Genomic DNA, 14,262 nt, shown 5'->3' with positions numbered 1-14,262 from the left:
CCACTAGCCGATCAAGCGCGCGTGCGCAGGCCTTCCAGCGCGCGGGGCGCCACGCCCATGTCGCGCCAGTTGGCCGGATGGCAGGTAAATAACAGCACCTGATGCCGCGTGGCCGCGTCGAACAGGATGCGCTTCATCTGCGCCAGCCGTTGATCGTCGCTGTGCACCAGGGCGTCATCCAGGATGATCAGGGTGGGCCGCCCAGCTTCCAGCAACAGGTCCGCGTAGGCCAGGCGGCTGATGACACCCAGCTGCTCGCGCGCACCGAAGCTCAGCTCGTCGAAGGACGCCGATTCCAGGCCGGTGCTGCCGGCACGTGCCAGGGTGCCCGGCATCAGGTCGGCGTCCAGGCCCACATTTCCCTGCGGGAACAGCAGCTGTATATAGCGCTGCAGATGCTGCCTGAGGGGTGCCTGCAATTGCGCCGTCAAGGCGGCGCGTTTTTCCCGCAGCAAGGTCAACAGCCGGTCCAGGGCTTCGGCGCGATGGGTCAGCTCCTGGGCATGGCGCCGCGCCTGCGTCAGGTCGCGCGCGATTTCCGCCTGCCGTTCTTCCAGGCCGCGGGCGCCGGCGGCTTGCAGCTCCACGTCCAGGCGCAACAGCGTATCGCGCCGTTGGTGGAAGGCCTGCTCCAGTTGCTCGGCGCTGCGGCGATAGCGTTCAAGGTCCTGCTTGAGGATGTCGGGACGGGCCTGCTGGACCTGCGCCAGCAAGTTCTCGACACGCGCCTGGGCGGACGCGGCTTCAGCTGCCGATTCGTCCAGGGCCTGCCGCGTGGCCGCCACCATGTCCTGGCGTCCGCTTGCGGTGAGCACGGCTTGCGCCGCATCGTCTTCACGCTGCGCGGCGTTCACGCGCGCCTGGCCATCGCCTTCGGCCAGTTGCGCCTTGTGCAGGTCGGCATTGATCTGCTTGAGCGAGCGCTCCAGGGCCAGCAGGCGGACTTCGGCTTCCTGCGCGGTGAGCGGAGCCCCGCTCTGCCCTTCTTCGCTTGCCGTGGCCAATTGCGCCAGCGCCTGTTCCACCTCGCGCAGACGCGCCTCGTCATTCGTCAGTTGCGCGCGCAAGGCCTCGATGCCTTGCGGCGCCAGACCCTTGAGCGTGCCGGTCGCCACGTCAGCCGCGCCCACGGCCACGGCATATTCCCGCGCGCGCGCCTCGGCCGCCTCGATGGACGGCAAGTCCAGCCGCTGCAGGGCGGAAGCCAGGCGTTCGCCCGCGTCCTCGGCCTGATGCCGCACGGCAGCCAGATCAGCCCCGCCGGGGGTGATCGTCAGCCGGCCGACGCCAGGCACGGCCACTTCCGTGGCGCTCGCCAACTGGCGTTCGCCGCTGCCCTGCACGTTGCCGCCATCGATCGCGATGGTCTGGCCGGCATCCAGGGCGAACTCCAGGCGCGTCGCCACCGCGGCCAGGCGCAGCTGCGCTTCGCGTTGCAAGCGGGCCTGTTCGCGCAGGGTCGCCAGATCCTTGTCCGTAATGCGCAAGGCGGCGGCGCGGCGGCCGTGCTCCTGCTGGCGCAGCAGTTCGGCTTGCGCGGATGCCAGCGCCTGCGTCGCCGCCAGCACACTGGCCCGAAGCGTGGCGCGTTCCCGGTCCAAGGTCGCCCGGCGCTCGCGCGCCCGTGCGTGCTGGGCGGCATGGCGGGCAGCTTCGTATTGCTGCGTGGCATCGTCCAACCGTGCCCGCCATGGCGCGACCAGCGCGGCCGCCGCCGCGTGCGCCTGCCTGGCTTCGTCCAATGCCGCGCGTCTGGCTTCTGCTGTCCGACCTTCCTTGGCGAACCCGTCCAGGCGGGCGCGCAGCAAGCTTGCGCGGTCCTCGATCTGCGTCACGCGCAGGCGCTGTTCGCCCAGGCTGCGTTCTATGCCCTGGATGTCTTCCAGCCGCCGTGCCGCCGCGCGTTCATCCTCACGTGCATCCAGCCAGGGCGGCCGCGCCTCGTCGGCCTCGTGCGCCTGGCGCAGACGGGCCAGCTCGTCCACCTTGTGGCGGTATTCCTCGATCTCCGTCGCCACCTGGGTGGCGGACGCGGTCAAGGTATCGCGCCGTTCCAGCGCCAACTGATAGCTGCCCGTGGGCTTGCCGGTACGCGCCGTCAACAGTTCATTGCGCGCGCTTTCGACGCGGGCGATGACGTCATCGCCCTGGCTGCTGGACACTTCGCTCACCGCGCTGCTCAATACCGTGCGCAGATGATTCCTGGCATGGGCCAGCGGCTCGCGCACGTCTTGCGCGGTACCTTGCGTCATCCACAGCAGACCCGGGATGCCCCAGTGCTCGGCCTTGCTGGCGCCCTTGTTGGCGTGCTGGAAACCCAACAGGGTCGCCAGATAATCTTCCGCTTCGGCGCCATCGAGACGGCGCAAGGCCTGGCCAGCGCCCCCGATCTGCAATTCGCAGCGCTTCTTGCCGAGAAAACTTTTCGACAATTGGTACTGCTCGCCGTCCTGCTCGAAATCGAGCACGACCGACGGGGCCGCCGACCCGTCGCCCCAAGGCCGGTAGTCCTCCGCGCTATTGGAGCGATAGCGCTCGAAGAAGGCGGCGCGGATGGCCGCGACGATGGTGCTCTTGCCGGTCTCGTTGGGGCCGGTGAAAAGGTTCAGGCCGGGTGCCAGGCCATCGATCTCGATGGGGTCACGGAACTGGCGGAACTGGGCGATTCGAAGGCGGGACAGTTTCATGCGGATGCGCCTTCCGCACGCGTGTCCAGCATGCCTGCCAGCAGCGCCAGCGCATCGCGCGCGATCCTGGCGTCATCACCCTGCGCCGCCGGATTCTCCTGCGCCACCCGCAATTCCGCGATGACCTCACCCACGTAGCCGTCGGCATGCAAGGCATCGATATCGTCCTGGGTCGGCGCCAGGCGCAGGCCGCCCAGGTCCGCCAGTACGCCGCGCGCCGTGCCACGGGCCTGTTCTATCGCGGCCAGCAGGCGACGATGTCCATCCAGATCGATCTGGCCTTCGATGTCCAGCTGCACCACGTCCTGCGCCGCCAAACCGTTCAGGGTTGCGATGACACTGTCCACATCGCCCGGCACGCGCAAGCTCACGGCCACGCTTTGCCAGCGATAGCGGCCGGTGGCGCGCACCTCCACACGCGGGGGCGCGGCGCCGTCCAGATGGACCAACAGCGCGCAACCCGATGCGTTCGCGCGAAAGCGGTCGGTTTCCGGCGTGCCGCTGTACCAGGCGCGATCGTCGACCTGCCGCGTGCCGTGCCAGTCGCCCAAAGCCAGATAGTCCAGGCGCGCTTGCGCCGCGCGATCGGCGGCGATGGGATTGGTGGAGTCTATGCCCTCGGCCAGGATGCCCTGGACACTGCCATGGGCCATGCCTATGCGCGGCAGGCCTGCGGGGGTCTCGGCCCCGGCAAACCACTCGGTCAAGTCGACGTAAGTATTACGTTGAGTCATCGGCGCCGGCAGGATGGCCACCGCCGGCTGCGTCAGGATCAAGGGCTCGGAACGTAAGCAAATCGTGACATTCTCCGGCACCGAACCCAGGCGCCGGGCCCGCGTCCACACCGATTCGGCCAGTCCGGCGTCATGGTTACCAGGAATCATGACCCAGGGGCCGGCGTAACCTGCCATCGCCTTGAACAGCCGATATATGGTCCTATCCGCTACGGTCTGGGCATCGAACACGTCACCCGCCACGAGGATCAGATCGACCTGTTCCTCCTGCGCCAGACGCGCCAAGCCTTCAACCACCTGAAAGCGCGCGTCGGCCAGCAACGCTGCATCATCAGAATCGAATTGACCAAAAAGCTTACCGATTTGCCAATCGGAGGTATGCAATATCTTGAGCACGGGGGAGTTCCATGGGCAGTGCGCCAGCCGGCGCAATGTTCAAGGCGCCACTTTTGCCTGCGAGTTTAGCAGCGGCCTCAGGTCCGGCCTGCATGTCCTGCACACTCGCGCACGGCAAGCTCAATCGACTTCCAGCGCACTCGCGCGCGCGGCAGCGGTTCTTGCCGTGGCAAGCGCACGCGCAAAACTTGTTGAGTGGCCCACTCCCCGGCTATCAGCGGCGTGCAATATTCGCCGCACTTGTTACGCGATACAACTTTAGAGAAGGAAACACATGCCGCCTCACGCCTTGGCGCCCCGAGCGAAACGCCACCACAAACGCCTGCTGGCCCTGATACTTGCCGCCTTGCCCGCCAGCGCCGCGTTGGCCGACACCGTCTGGCTGGACAACGGCGACCAGTTGACCGGGACGATCAAGTCCCTGGACGGCGGCATCCTGTTGGTCAACACGTCCTACGGCGGCGACATCAGGGTCGATTTCAAGCACGTGAAGACGCTTCAGAGCACGGATCAACTGGTGGTCCGCGACAAGAACGATGCGCGCGAGTATCAGGCCAAGCTGTTGCGCGCCGACCCGGGCAAGGTGGTTCTGGCTGGCGCGGTCACCGAGGAAGACGACACGCGCGACCTGCACCAGGACGTGCCGCTGACCTCCTTGAATTCCATCAACCGCAATCACGAACTGTTCGGCGACACCTCATTCAAGGGCAAGCTGGACGCGTCGCTGTTGCAGACAGAGTCCACCGACAGAAGCCAGGTGTATGCCGTGGCGCTGAGCGCGGAAGCCCGGCGCGGCCTGTGGCGCAATACGGCGACCGGCTACTACAACCGCAACAAGGACGACGACAGCGTCAGCGTCAACAACTATGGCGGCGACTACACACTGGATCGCTTCCTGACGCAAAAGGCGTTCTGGCAAGGACGGGTGCTTTACCGCGCCGACACCGTTTCGGAAGTGCGCCGCCAGATGGCCTACGGCACGGGTCCCGGCTACCAGTTCTGGGATGACGAAATGGGCGCTTTCTCCCTGTCCGCCCTGGCCGGCCGGGTCCATTACCGCTACGACGACGGCACCAGCGAGGCCTCATATGCTGGTTCGCTGCGCTGGGACTACTCGCGCTACCTGAGCGGCAAGATGTTCCAGGTCTACACCAAGGGGGAACTGCTGCGTCCCTTCGAGGCCAACGCGCAATTCAGCATCAATGGCGAAGCCGGCCTGCGCTACAACATCAACAGCCACCTGTCGGTCTACGTGAAATATGCCCGCAACCAGGTCAGCGGCACGCGTCAGACCATGAACGAATCGATCTACGGCACCGGCATAGGCGTGTCCTGGTAAGACGGGGAGTCGGCGCTCAGGAGACTTTTCAGCGTTTCTATCTCGATGTCGAAGTTGCGAAAGGATGCCTGATAGCGCCTGCCCACTGCCACGGCCATCCTTTCGTAGTATGCCGTCCTGATTGAAGCGGTCTCGTCCAGATACGACCCGCATTTGCCTTTCAACTCGGACACGAACTCAGCAAGCCCCGCGCGGAATTTTCGCAGGGCAACTTGCTGAGTCTCATAGCGGGCGTTCCGGCCGCGAAAAAGGTTGAGGAAAGAGGACCAGATGCGCGGCTTCGTCCTGGCGAACAGGCGCTGCAGGTGCCGGATATCCTTTGCCCTCTCGCGATGGTCGTTGATGTGCAAGGTCAGGGTGCGTTGCGCGGCGGTTTCCCGCTCGATCAACCTGGCGCGGATCGTATCGATGGCCAGTCGCTCACGTTTCAAGCGGTCCGGCACCGGTATCTCGAGCAATTGCGCGTCTTCATCGGCTTGCTGGAGATCCGACCTGATCTGTCGCCTTTGACTGGAAGAAAGCTGATCCAGGCAAAGGTCGATCGCCCGCTTCGTATTTTCGATGACTGTCGCACGCGGCCAGGCCTTCCCCTGGTCGACAGCCTGCGCGTTCGAGGCCAGTGGCGCGACCCGTGTCCCGAACATCAGGCTGGAGCCGATGTCCAGCAGGCCCTCCGGATCCAGCCCCCCCGCCGAAAGCACCTGCCAGACGGCATGGTCGTCGCGCGCGAAGTCGAAGCGGTTCAAGATTTTTTCTGCGATCGCCTGCCGCTCCAGGTCCAGGCCCCTGGTGCTTTGCGTAATCAGATTACTGACGCGGGCCCGCGCGATGCCGTCACCGTTGCCGAACATATATTCGGAGACGCGATCATTCCTGAGAGCAGCCGGGCCGGTCTGGTTCCGTGCGAATGGGCGATCGATGATCGTGTCGGAGGAAGCGTTCGCGGGACGATATTTCGCAAATCTGGCGCCGACCTCTTCCGCCGAACGCGCGCTGGCCTTGAAGCCCTGGATGTCCTTGACACGATGGCTGATCTTGCCCAGCGCGGCGGCCTCCTCGCGAATCCGCAAGAGGTCACCGGCGCCGGGCTGGGCGCCAGTGCGCCGGATGCGATTCTTTTCGACGATCTGGACGAAGCGGCCGACATCCTGTTCCAGCTTGAAGTCCATGTGCTTCATCAGCTTCAGGTTGCGGGCCCGTCTGCCCTCGGACGATATCGCCCTCACTTTGAAGAGAAGCTGCTCGGCCAGGCCCGGACGCTTTATCCGCCCCGGGTACTCCGCATCGTTTGCCGGCTTTGAGTCAGTGGCACCCAGTCTGATATGGCCGGACGCAGTGGGGAACACAGCAGCAAGATTCTGGGTGCACACGACTACTCTCCAAGCTACCTGCCAGCGTCTAAGCAAGCGTATTGATGTCGACCGCCTGAATCCGTCCAGGCCCCTGCATCGAAATACTAGAGAGCGCGAGTAGTGGTCGTAAGCGGCGCCCGCTACACCTGCGCGGAGAATTTTCCCGTATCGCTGACAGGCCACGCGCCGCGCAGCTGCGCATAATCCGCCAGCCCGATCAAGGTGCCATCCTCGTCCAGGCGCACCACGACGATCAGCGTCACCGGGGAATGCCTGCCACGCACGCTGATGGACGACACCAGCTGGATCTGCGGCATGGCATTGCCGTTACCGTCGTCGACAGGCGCCGCGCGTACGGCCTGCACGCGCAGCAGGCGCAAGGGCTGACCGTCGCCGTCGAAGAAGACGGGCGTGTTCCAGTTACGCGCGAAGTCGACGAATTGCTGGGTGGCCAGGGCAGCGCGGCAGCAGGCCGGCGCATGCGCCATCAGCTTGGCGTCGGCAAAGGTAAGCAGCGAAAGCACACTGGCTTCCGCCTGTTCTTGCGGCATTTCGTCCTGGCCTCGCCCGGCGAGCAACAGCAGCACGTCCAGCACCACCTGCAGGTCCCGCGTCAGTCCCGTGCCGATTGCGGACGCCGAAATCACTTCCGCGGCGGCAGCGGCCACCGTGGCGGCAGCGCCGCCCTCCAGCACTTGATGGAGGGCCGCCTGACGCCGCAGGCTGATGGCCAGCTCGCGGAACATCCCGGCATCGGGCATCAGCCCCAACTCCCCGGATTCCTGGATCTCGCGGGTCACCGCCTGTGCGGCCGACCTGGCATTCGCCAAACGGCGGTGCAGGTCGTGGCGGGCGACGTACTGGAACATCCGCAGATGGGACGTGCCGTACGCGTAGAGCATGGCCAGCCGCGCATCCGGCAGCTCCCGCAGGGCGACCTGCAAGACCTGCGGGCTGATCTTTTCGAACACCGTGGCGATCAACACCCAGACCAGATGCCCCGCATGTAGGCAGATCTGCGGATGATTGCCGCCAAGCTCGCACAATTGCACGCGTGTGCGCCGCCAGACGGCGGGGATATCGTCCAAAAAGGCGCGCAGATGCTCGCCCTGTTGCGCCGGCTCGGCGGCCAGAAGCGCGCTGGCGCTTGGCGGCGGCCAATCGAGACGCTGGGCGACCTCGTGGAAAATTTCGGCGCAGAAATCGTCGTGGACTACCCGATACGCCGCTTTCCTGGCCTCCGAGCCCGTGACGTCGCACACGAGGGCACGAAAGGTGGTCATTCCTAAAAGGGTAGTAACACGCGACGGGCATGACCCGACAAATTGGTGATGAGTACGATGGCTGACGAGACCAGCGTAGCCCCGGGCACACGCTGCACGCCTTTCTCCATGGCGATGCCTGGCCGCACGCCCTGGTCATTTTGCCGAGCGCAGAAATCGACGAGGTCGCCGAAGGCGGCTCTGGTTTTCTGGGGGTCGGGATGCTGCGCGGAAATCGCCTTCACCATATCGATCGACGGCGCGACCAGCGCTTGCAAGGCTTCGCTGCTAAGCCTGCGGATGTCCTCTTCACGCAAGCCTTGCACGCCAGTCAGTTGAGACACCTGATCCAACGGTGCCGTGGTGGCCTTGTCCAGGGCAGTGATGGACAGGGCCTTGAACGACTCGATGGCCTGAGCCAGTTTTTCCCGGTAGCGGGCCGCGTTCCGCGCTGTGCCGGCGGCGGAGCGCCCCTGGCCGTGCCGGGTGGCGAATCCTTGTTTCTTGAGTATCCGCAGCAGATGGGCGTCTGCCTTGCGGGCAGCGTTTGAGTGCGACTGGATGACCCGCGGCATACCGGACAGGTCGATGCCGTCCACGCTGTCGTCCCTGGATTTGCTTTCCTTGGATCGGGTGTGGTTAAGCCATGCGTCGTTGAGGACCTGCGCGCCGTTGGCACTGAGCAGCAGCGCCTCGAACAACTCCCTGGCCGATTTCTTCTTTTCGGCCGGGCGGTATTTTTTCTTGACGCCGCCCTTGCTGTACGGACGCCACAGCCTGGCACGTTTGCGGTGGCCGGTGGCCCTGGGTTCGCCGGATGTGGCCTCGAAATATTCGCCTTGCTTGCCGAAGTCGCGCGTCCGGCCAACATTGACCGGAGGCAGCGAGGCAGCCACGGAAGTGATGGGAGTGACAGGAGAAGCCATGAATTCAGACTTGAAGGAGCAAAGACCGGGAAAGATAAATTTTCATTACAGACAGGTACATCTGGAATAAAAACGCAGAGGAGGCAGAACAGCGTCCGCGCCGATCCAGCTAAGTAACGGCTATCGCCCGATTGATCCCTGCCAGAAGGCGTTCGCGGCGCGAATTGCCAGCGGGTCCGCAACCGCACGCGTCGCTCCAGCGTCAAAAGCGATGCCGTGCGCCGTCCAGTCACACGTATCTTTGTTGCGCTTTCGTCCACCCGCCGCCTTTAACTGGCCACTTTTTTGGATTAGGATTTTTTATCCAAGTGCTCGATCAAGGACCCGTCTTGAAAGATCCCGCAAGCGCCGCCGTATCCGCCAGCGGCCCCGCCGTCTCCCATCCCGAACACGACCGTTCCTCCCTGTCGCGGGAGTCCTTGAAACGGGCCTTCCTTGACCACCTGCTCTATACGCAGGGAAAGTCGCTGGAAATCGCCTCAAAAAACGATCTTTACCAGTCGCTGGCCCATACGGTGCGCGACCGGCTGGTGCGGTCCTGGTTCGATACGACCGCCACCTATCAAAAACGCAATGCCCGCACGGTGGCCTACTTGTCGGCAGAATTCCTGATGGGTCCTTACCTGGGCAACAATCTGCTTAGCCTGGGCATCTCGCACGAAATCCGCCTGGCCATGAGTGAACTGGGCCTGGACCTGGACGAACTGCTGCGCCAGGAAGAAGAACCCGGCCTGGGTAACGGCGGCCTGGGCCGCCTTGCCGCGTGCTTCATCGATTCCCTGGCGACGCTGGAAGTGCCCGCCATCGGCTATGGCATCCGCTACGAGTACGGCATCTTCTACCAGACCATCATGGACGGCTGGCAGGTGGAAAACACCGACGCCTGGCTGCGCTATGGCAATCCCTGGGAAATCCAGCATGCCGAATGGGCCGTACAGATAAAGCTGGGCGGCCACACCGAACAATATACGGATGACGGCGGCCGTTTCCGCGTGCGCTGGGTCCCGGAGAAAACCGTGGCGGGGGTGCCGTTCGACTCGCCCATCCCCGGGTATCGCGTGGGCACCACCAATACCTTGCGGCTGTGGCGGGCCGAAGCCACGGAGGCTTTCGACTTCCACACCTTCAACCGCGGCGACTACCTGGGCGCGGTGAACAAGAAGGTCACTTCGGAAAACCTGACCAAGGTTCTCTATCCCAACGACGAGAGCGTGCAAGGCAAGGAACTGCGGCTGGAGCAGCAGTATTTCTTCGTATCCTGCTCCCTGCAGGACATGCTGCGCCTGCAGCTGCATCGGGGCCAGCCGGTCACGTCCTTCCACAAGTCCTTCGCCATCCAGCTCAATGACACGCATCCTTCCATCGGCGTCGCCGAGTTGATGCGCCTGTTGATCGACGAGCATCTGGTTCCCTGGGAACGGGCCTGGGACATCACCCGCCAGACCTTCTCGTATACGAATCACACCCTGCTTCCGGAAGCGCTGGAGCGCTGGCCCCTGGATTTGTTCGGCCGGGTGCTGCCTCGTCATCTGGAAATCATCTACGAGATCAATGCCCGTTTCCTCAACGAGGCACGCATCCACTTCTTTGGCGACGAAACCCGCATTGCCCGCCTGTCGTTGATCGACGAGTCCGGCGAACGCTATGTCCGCATGGCGCACCTGGCCTGCGTCGGCAGCCATGCCATCAACGGCGTGGCCGACCTGCATTCCGAATTGTTGAAGCGCGACCTGCTCAAGGATTTCTACGCCATGTGGCCGGAGAAGTTCACCAGCATGACCAACGGCGTCACGCCGCGGCGCTGGGTGGCGCAAAGCAACCCCCGCATGGGCAAGCTGATCACCCGCTGCATCGGTGAAGAATGGGTGAAGGACTGGTCACGCATCCGGGCCCTGGAACCGTACGCCGACGACGCCGCCTTCGCGGCCGAGTGGCGCGCGGTCAAGCGCGCCAACAAGATAGACCTGTCGTCGCTGCTGCTGCGCAAGACCGGCATCAAGGTCGACCCGGACTCCATGTTCGACGTGCAGGTCAAGCGCATCCACGAATACAAGCGCCAGCATCTGTCGGCGCTGCACATCGCGGCCCTGTATCACCGCGTGAAATCGCAGCGCAACCTGGACATCACGCCGCGTACCTTCATCTTCGGCGGCAAGGCCGCGCCGGGATACGTACGCGCCAAATTGATGATCAAGCTGATCACGGCCATCGGCGATGTCATCAACAACGACCCGGATGTGCGCGATCGCCTGAAAGTGGTTTTCATTCCCAACTTCAGCGTCACGGTAGGCCAATGCGTCTATCCGGCGGCGGAACTGTCGGAACAGATATCGCTGGCCGGCAAGGAAGCCTCGGGCACCGGCAATATGAAGTTCGCCATGAACGGCGCCTTGACCATCGGCACCATGGACGGGGCCAATATCGAGATCCGCGACGAGGTCGGCGAAGACGTGTTCTTCCTGTTCGGCCTGACCGCCGAAGAAGTCTATACGCTGCGGCGCGAAGGCTACCGGCCGCTGGACTTCCTGCGCCGCGACAGCGAATTGCACGCGGTGATCGAACTGATCCGGTCGGGCTTCTTCTCGCGCGGCGACACCGCCTTGTTCGAACCGCTGATGAACGACCTGCTGAATCACGACCCTTACATGCTGTTGGCGGACTACGATTCGTATGCCGCCTGCCATAGCAGGGTGGATCAGGCCTACCGCGATACCCAGGACTGGACCCGCATGTCGATCCTGAATACCGCGCGATCGGGAAAATTTTCCTCGGATCGAGCCATCGGGGAGTACTGCGACCGGATCTGGAAGGCCCACGCGGTACCGGTGGAACGGCGCTGAGTTACCGGAAAAGCGAGCAATTTCAAGGAGCGACGGGGGTTACTGATGAGGTCAGGCACGGCAGTTGCCTCTAGGCAGCGAATGTCGCTTTTCCTCCCGTCGATTGAGCAACCGTGCCAACCGGGGCGACATCCGCCGCTTTTCCATTTAGCCGGAGATAACAATGATGAACCGCCGCAAATTCGTGACCATTCCCGCTGCCCTGATCATGACGGCCGCTCTCGCCGCCTGCACCACCACCGGCAACCAAGCCGGCGGCAGCAATACCAACAAGCGCCAGGAATTGAACAGCGGCGCCGATACCACCCTGAATCGACTCTATAGCTCGGTTCCCGGCTCCCGTGAAATGGGCAGCCGCGCCAAGGGCATCCTGGTGTTCCCGAACGTGCTGGCCGCCGGCTTCATGTTCGGTGCTGAATACGGTCAAGGCGTCCTGAAGGTCGGCGGCACGCCGTCCGGCTACTACAGCACGACCACCGGCTCCTTCGGCTTGCAGGCCGGCGCGCAATCCAAGGCTGTCGTGATCATGTTCATGACGCAGAACGAACTGGATAAATTCCGCGCCAGCAGCGGCTGGACCGCCGGCGCCGACGCCTCGGTGGCGCTGGCCAAGATCGGTGCCAACGGCGCCGTCGATACCAACACCGCCCGCCAGGCGGTGGTGGCTTTCGTGCTGACCAACGCCGGGTTGATGGCCAACCTGACGGTTGAAGGCACGAAGATCAACAAGCTGGATCTGTAAGCCTGAAGCAGTAAGAAAAGCGCCCGCCGGGTCATTCCGGCGGGCGCTTTTTTCATGTCCGCGAGTCATTGAGTGACGACAGGGGTCGTCAGGCCTTCAGGCCCGCAGCATGGAATCGGGGATGGCCGCTATGCAGCCGGACACGTCTTGGGTCGAGCTGCCGGGGTCATAGGGATGCATGGCCGCCCGGCAGGAGACGAGCTGCGCCAGCAAGGCTTCCGTGCTGGAACGTTTGACCCGCAGCACTTCATCCTCCTCTTCGTCGCCGCAACCCAGAGGGGGTGGCAGCCTTGGGAGAAGGAGATGTGCATCATGGCGTGTGAGTCCTGGCCGGTGGAATGGAAAGCCGATGATTCTAGTTCGAATGATTCGGACTAGAACGATCTCCTCCATTACAACTGGCGTAGGAAATTTCCGAAAAATTCGGACTTACGACTATTTATTAAAGAGGGGGGAGCCCCCCTTCACCCCCCGATTCGCAGGGGGCCGGTCAATCCACGCACCGGGATCACAGTGGACGCCGCCGCTCCGTTCATCAAGCCGAAGGGATCGGGATGAACGAGGGAACCCCTTTCCATCCACGCAAAGGGATCGGGATGAAGCAGGGAGCCCCGGCCCATCCACCCGAAGGGATCGGGGTGAAGGGGGGAACCCCCTTCTACATCCCCATTCACTTGGCAGCCGTCCATTTGCTGTCCACGGTCAGTGCGTTCAGCGCTTCCTGCGACATCGACAAGCCCCGCCATGCCATGGCACACGTAGCCCGCAGCGCGTTGCGCAGGTCGGCTTCATCGACCACGGCGGGAACGTCGCCGGCGGCCAGGATGTTGTTCACATTCGAATCCGGCCGATTGAAACCCGCCGTCAAACGCAGCGCCGGAATACCGTGGCGCGCGAAGTTGGCGTGATCCGAATTCGACATGAAAGGCAGATACGTATCCACCGTGGTGTCGGCATCCGCGGCGGCGGCCGTGACGAACGGCGCCAGCGCCGGATACTCGCTGATCATCGCCGTCAGTTCGCTGTGGCCGGCCACCGTGTCCAGGTTGACGTTCAGCTTCATCGTCGCGCGCTCAGCCGGATCCATGTCGTCCAGATAACGCGCCGACCCGGTCAACGCCCACTCTTCGGCCGTGAAGAAACAGACCCGCAGGCCATGCGTCCGGGCCGAAATACGCGGCGCCAGCGCACGCGCGGCGGCCAGGGCGACCGCGACGCCGGTGGCGTTGTCCAGGGCACTGGTGCCCAGGTCGTGACCGTCCATGTGCGCGCTGATGACAACGCGGCTGTCGGTGCCACCAGGAATGTCGAGAATGGCCAGGTCCGCCAGCGCATTCTCCAGTTCCTCGCCGGTCAGCACCAGGCGCACCTGGCACTGCCCCGCGGCGGCGGCAGCGGCCAGGGCCTGGCTGCCTTCGAAGTCGATATAGGCAGCCGGGATGCCGGCAGCGCCGCGCGGGCGTCCCGACGAACCCGACAGCACGCCGCGGCCGGGCAAGGGATTGGCGATGAGGAAGCCGATGGCCCCACGCGCCACCGCCTGGTCGTACTTGCGACGACGGTGCAAATGCGTGGTCGAGAAAGGATACTCATGGCGCACCAGCACGATCTTGCCCCGCACCGCTTCCCCGGCACGTTCAAAATCTTCCACGCGTCCCTGGCCCAGATCCAGCACTTCGCCAACCAGGCCTTCGTCCGGCGTCGAGGCAGAACGCAGCAGCGCGCGGCAAGCCAGGGTACGCGGCTCGGCGCCCAGCAACTGCAACTCGGCGCGGCCGGCGCGCCAGCCGTCGTACGGCACTTGCACCTTGCGCACGGTGCCACCGGTGGCACGCATGCGCTCCAGTGCCCAGGCGATCGCCGCGGTATCCTGGCCAGTGCCGGAAAGGCGGCCACCGAAGGCGCAAATCGCGTTGAAATCATCCATCAGCGCCGCATCAGCGCCGGCCGTCGACAACCAGGCTTCCATCCCGGCCTCCTCTTT

At 64.1% G+C, this 14,262-nt stretch carries 10 protein-coding genes; 3 read left to right on the top strand and 7 right to left on the bottom strand.

The genetic code is table 11. The annotated features are described in order from the left end of the window. Nucleotides 1-11 precede the first annotated feature (11 nt). The gene (locus ASB57_RS24960) at nt 12-2,687 is read right to left on the bottom strand and encodes an AAA family ATPase (RefSeq protein ID WP_057654620.1); all 2,676 of its coding nucleotides are present in this window, start codon (nt 2,685-2,687) and stop codon (nt 12-14) included. Continuing rightward, nucleotides 2,684-3,817, bottom strand: coding sequence for a DNA repair exonuclease (locus ASB57_RS24955; protein ID WP_057654619.1), 1,134 nt, complete (start codon nt 3,815-3,817; stop codon nt 2,684-2,686). Before ASB57_RS24955 ends, ASB57_RS24960 begins: the two co-directional genes overlap by 4 nt. Nucleotides 3,818-4,091: 274 nt before the next feature. On the opposite strand from ASB57_RS24955, the gene ASB57_RS24950 reads away from it, so the two are divergent. After that, nucleotides 4,092-5,156 (top strand): DUF481 domain-containing protein, encoded by a 1,065-nt coding sequence (locus ASB57_RS24950; RefSeq protein ID WP_057654618.1) that lies wholly within the window; start codon nt 4,092-4,094, stop codon nt 5,154-5,156. On the opposite strand, the gene ASB57_RS24945 is transcribed toward ASB57_RS24950, so the two are convergent. From ASB57_RS24945 to ASB57_RS24935, 3 genes are all read right to left on the bottom strand, one after another. Continuing rightward, a complete protein-coding gene (locus tag ASB57_RS24945) occupies nt 5,126-6,526 on the bottom strand; it encodes a hypothetical protein (RefSeq protein WP_057654617.1) in 1,401 nt (466 codons plus the stop codon). The two genes, ASB57_RS24950 and ASB57_RS24945, sit on opposite strands and share 31 nt — an antisense overlap. 122 nt (nt 6,527-6,648) lie before the next feature. After that, nucleotides 6,649-7,791: a hypothetical protein gene (locus tag ASB57_RS24940; protein WP_057654616.1), complete on the bottom strand. Its 1,143-nt coding sequence runs from the start codon at nt 7,789-7,791 to the stop codon at nt 6,649-6,651. A 2-nt stretch (nt 7,792-7,793) separates the two neighbouring features. After that, complete coding sequence (locus ASB57_RS24935) at nt 7,794-8,696, bottom strand: hypothetical protein (RefSeq protein WP_156414262.1); 903 nt, start codon at nt 8,694-8,696, stop codon at nt 7,794-7,796. Nucleotides 8,697-9,025: 329 nt separating this feature from the next. Here ASB57_RS24935 and ASB57_RS24930 point away from each other — a divergent pair, with 329 nt between their 5' ends. Both ASB57_RS24930 and ASB57_RS24925 read left to right on the top strand, forming a co-directional pair. Then, nucleotides 9,026-11,536: a glycogen/starch/alpha-glucan phosphorylase gene (locus ASB57_RS24930; RefSeq protein WP_057654614.1), complete on the top strand. Its 2,511-nt coding sequence runs from the start codon at nt 9,026-9,028 to the stop codon at nt 11,534-11,536. Nucleotides 11,537-11,702: 166 nt separating this feature from the next. After that, a complete protein-coding gene (locus ASB57_RS24925; protein ID WP_057656421.1) occupies nt 11,703-12,278 on the top strand; it encodes a YSC84-related protein in 576 nt (191 codons plus the stop codon). A gap of 96 nt (nt 12,279-12,374) precedes the next feature. On the opposite strand, the gene ASB57_RS31190 is transcribed toward ASB57_RS24925, so the two are convergent. Both ASB57_RS31190 and ASB57_RS24920 read right to left on the bottom strand, forming a co-directional pair. Then, nucleotides 12,375-12,524, bottom strand: a complete 150-nt coding sequence (locus ASB57_RS31190) for a hypothetical protein (RefSeq protein ID WP_156414261.1) — start codon at nt 12,522-12,524, stop codon at nt 12,375-12,377. A gap of 424 nt (nt 12,525-12,948) precedes the next feature. Continuing rightward, entirely contained in the window at nt 12,949-14,247 is a 1,299-nt protein-coding gene (locus tag ASB57_RS24920; protein ID WP_057654613.1) for a M28 family peptidase, read from the bottom strand. Nucleotides 14,248-14,262: the final 15 nt, after the last annotated feature.

This window comes from Bordetella sp. N, assembly GCF_001433395.1.
GTDB lineage: Bacteria > Pseudomonadota > Gammaproteobacteria > Burkholderiales > Burkholderiaceae_B > Bordetella_C.
Note: the sequence above shows the minus strand (reverse complement) of the source record. Positions and strands in the feature narration are given on the sequence as shown.

Excerpts from the sequence above, each read along its gene's own strand:
- ASB57_RS24935 (WP_156414262.1), bottom strand. The coding sequence starts at position 8,696 with ATGGCTTCTCCTGTCACTCCCATCACTTCCGTGGCTGCCTCGCTGCCT.
- ASB57_RS24940 (WP_057654616.1), bottom strand. The coding sequence starts at position 7,791 with ATGACCACCTTTCGTGCCCTCGTGTGCGACGTCACGGGCTCGGAGGCC.
- ASB57_RS24920 (WP_057654613.1), bottom strand. The coding sequence starts at position 14,247 with ATGGAAGCCTGGTTGTCGACGGCCGGCGCTGATGCGGCGCTGATGGAT.
- ASB57_RS24925 (WP_057656421.1), top strand. The coding sequence starts at position 11,703 with ATGAACCGCCGCAAATTCGTGACCATTCCCGCTGCCCTGATCATGACG.
- ASB57_RS24960 (WP_057654620.1), bottom strand. The coding sequence starts at position 2,687 with ATGAAACTGTCCCGCCTTCGAATCGCCCAGTTCCGCCAGTTCCGTGAC.
- ASB57_RS24950 (WP_057654618.1), top strand. The coding sequence starts at position 4,092 with ATGCCGCCTCACGCCTTGGCGCCCCGAGCGAAACGCCACCACAAACGC.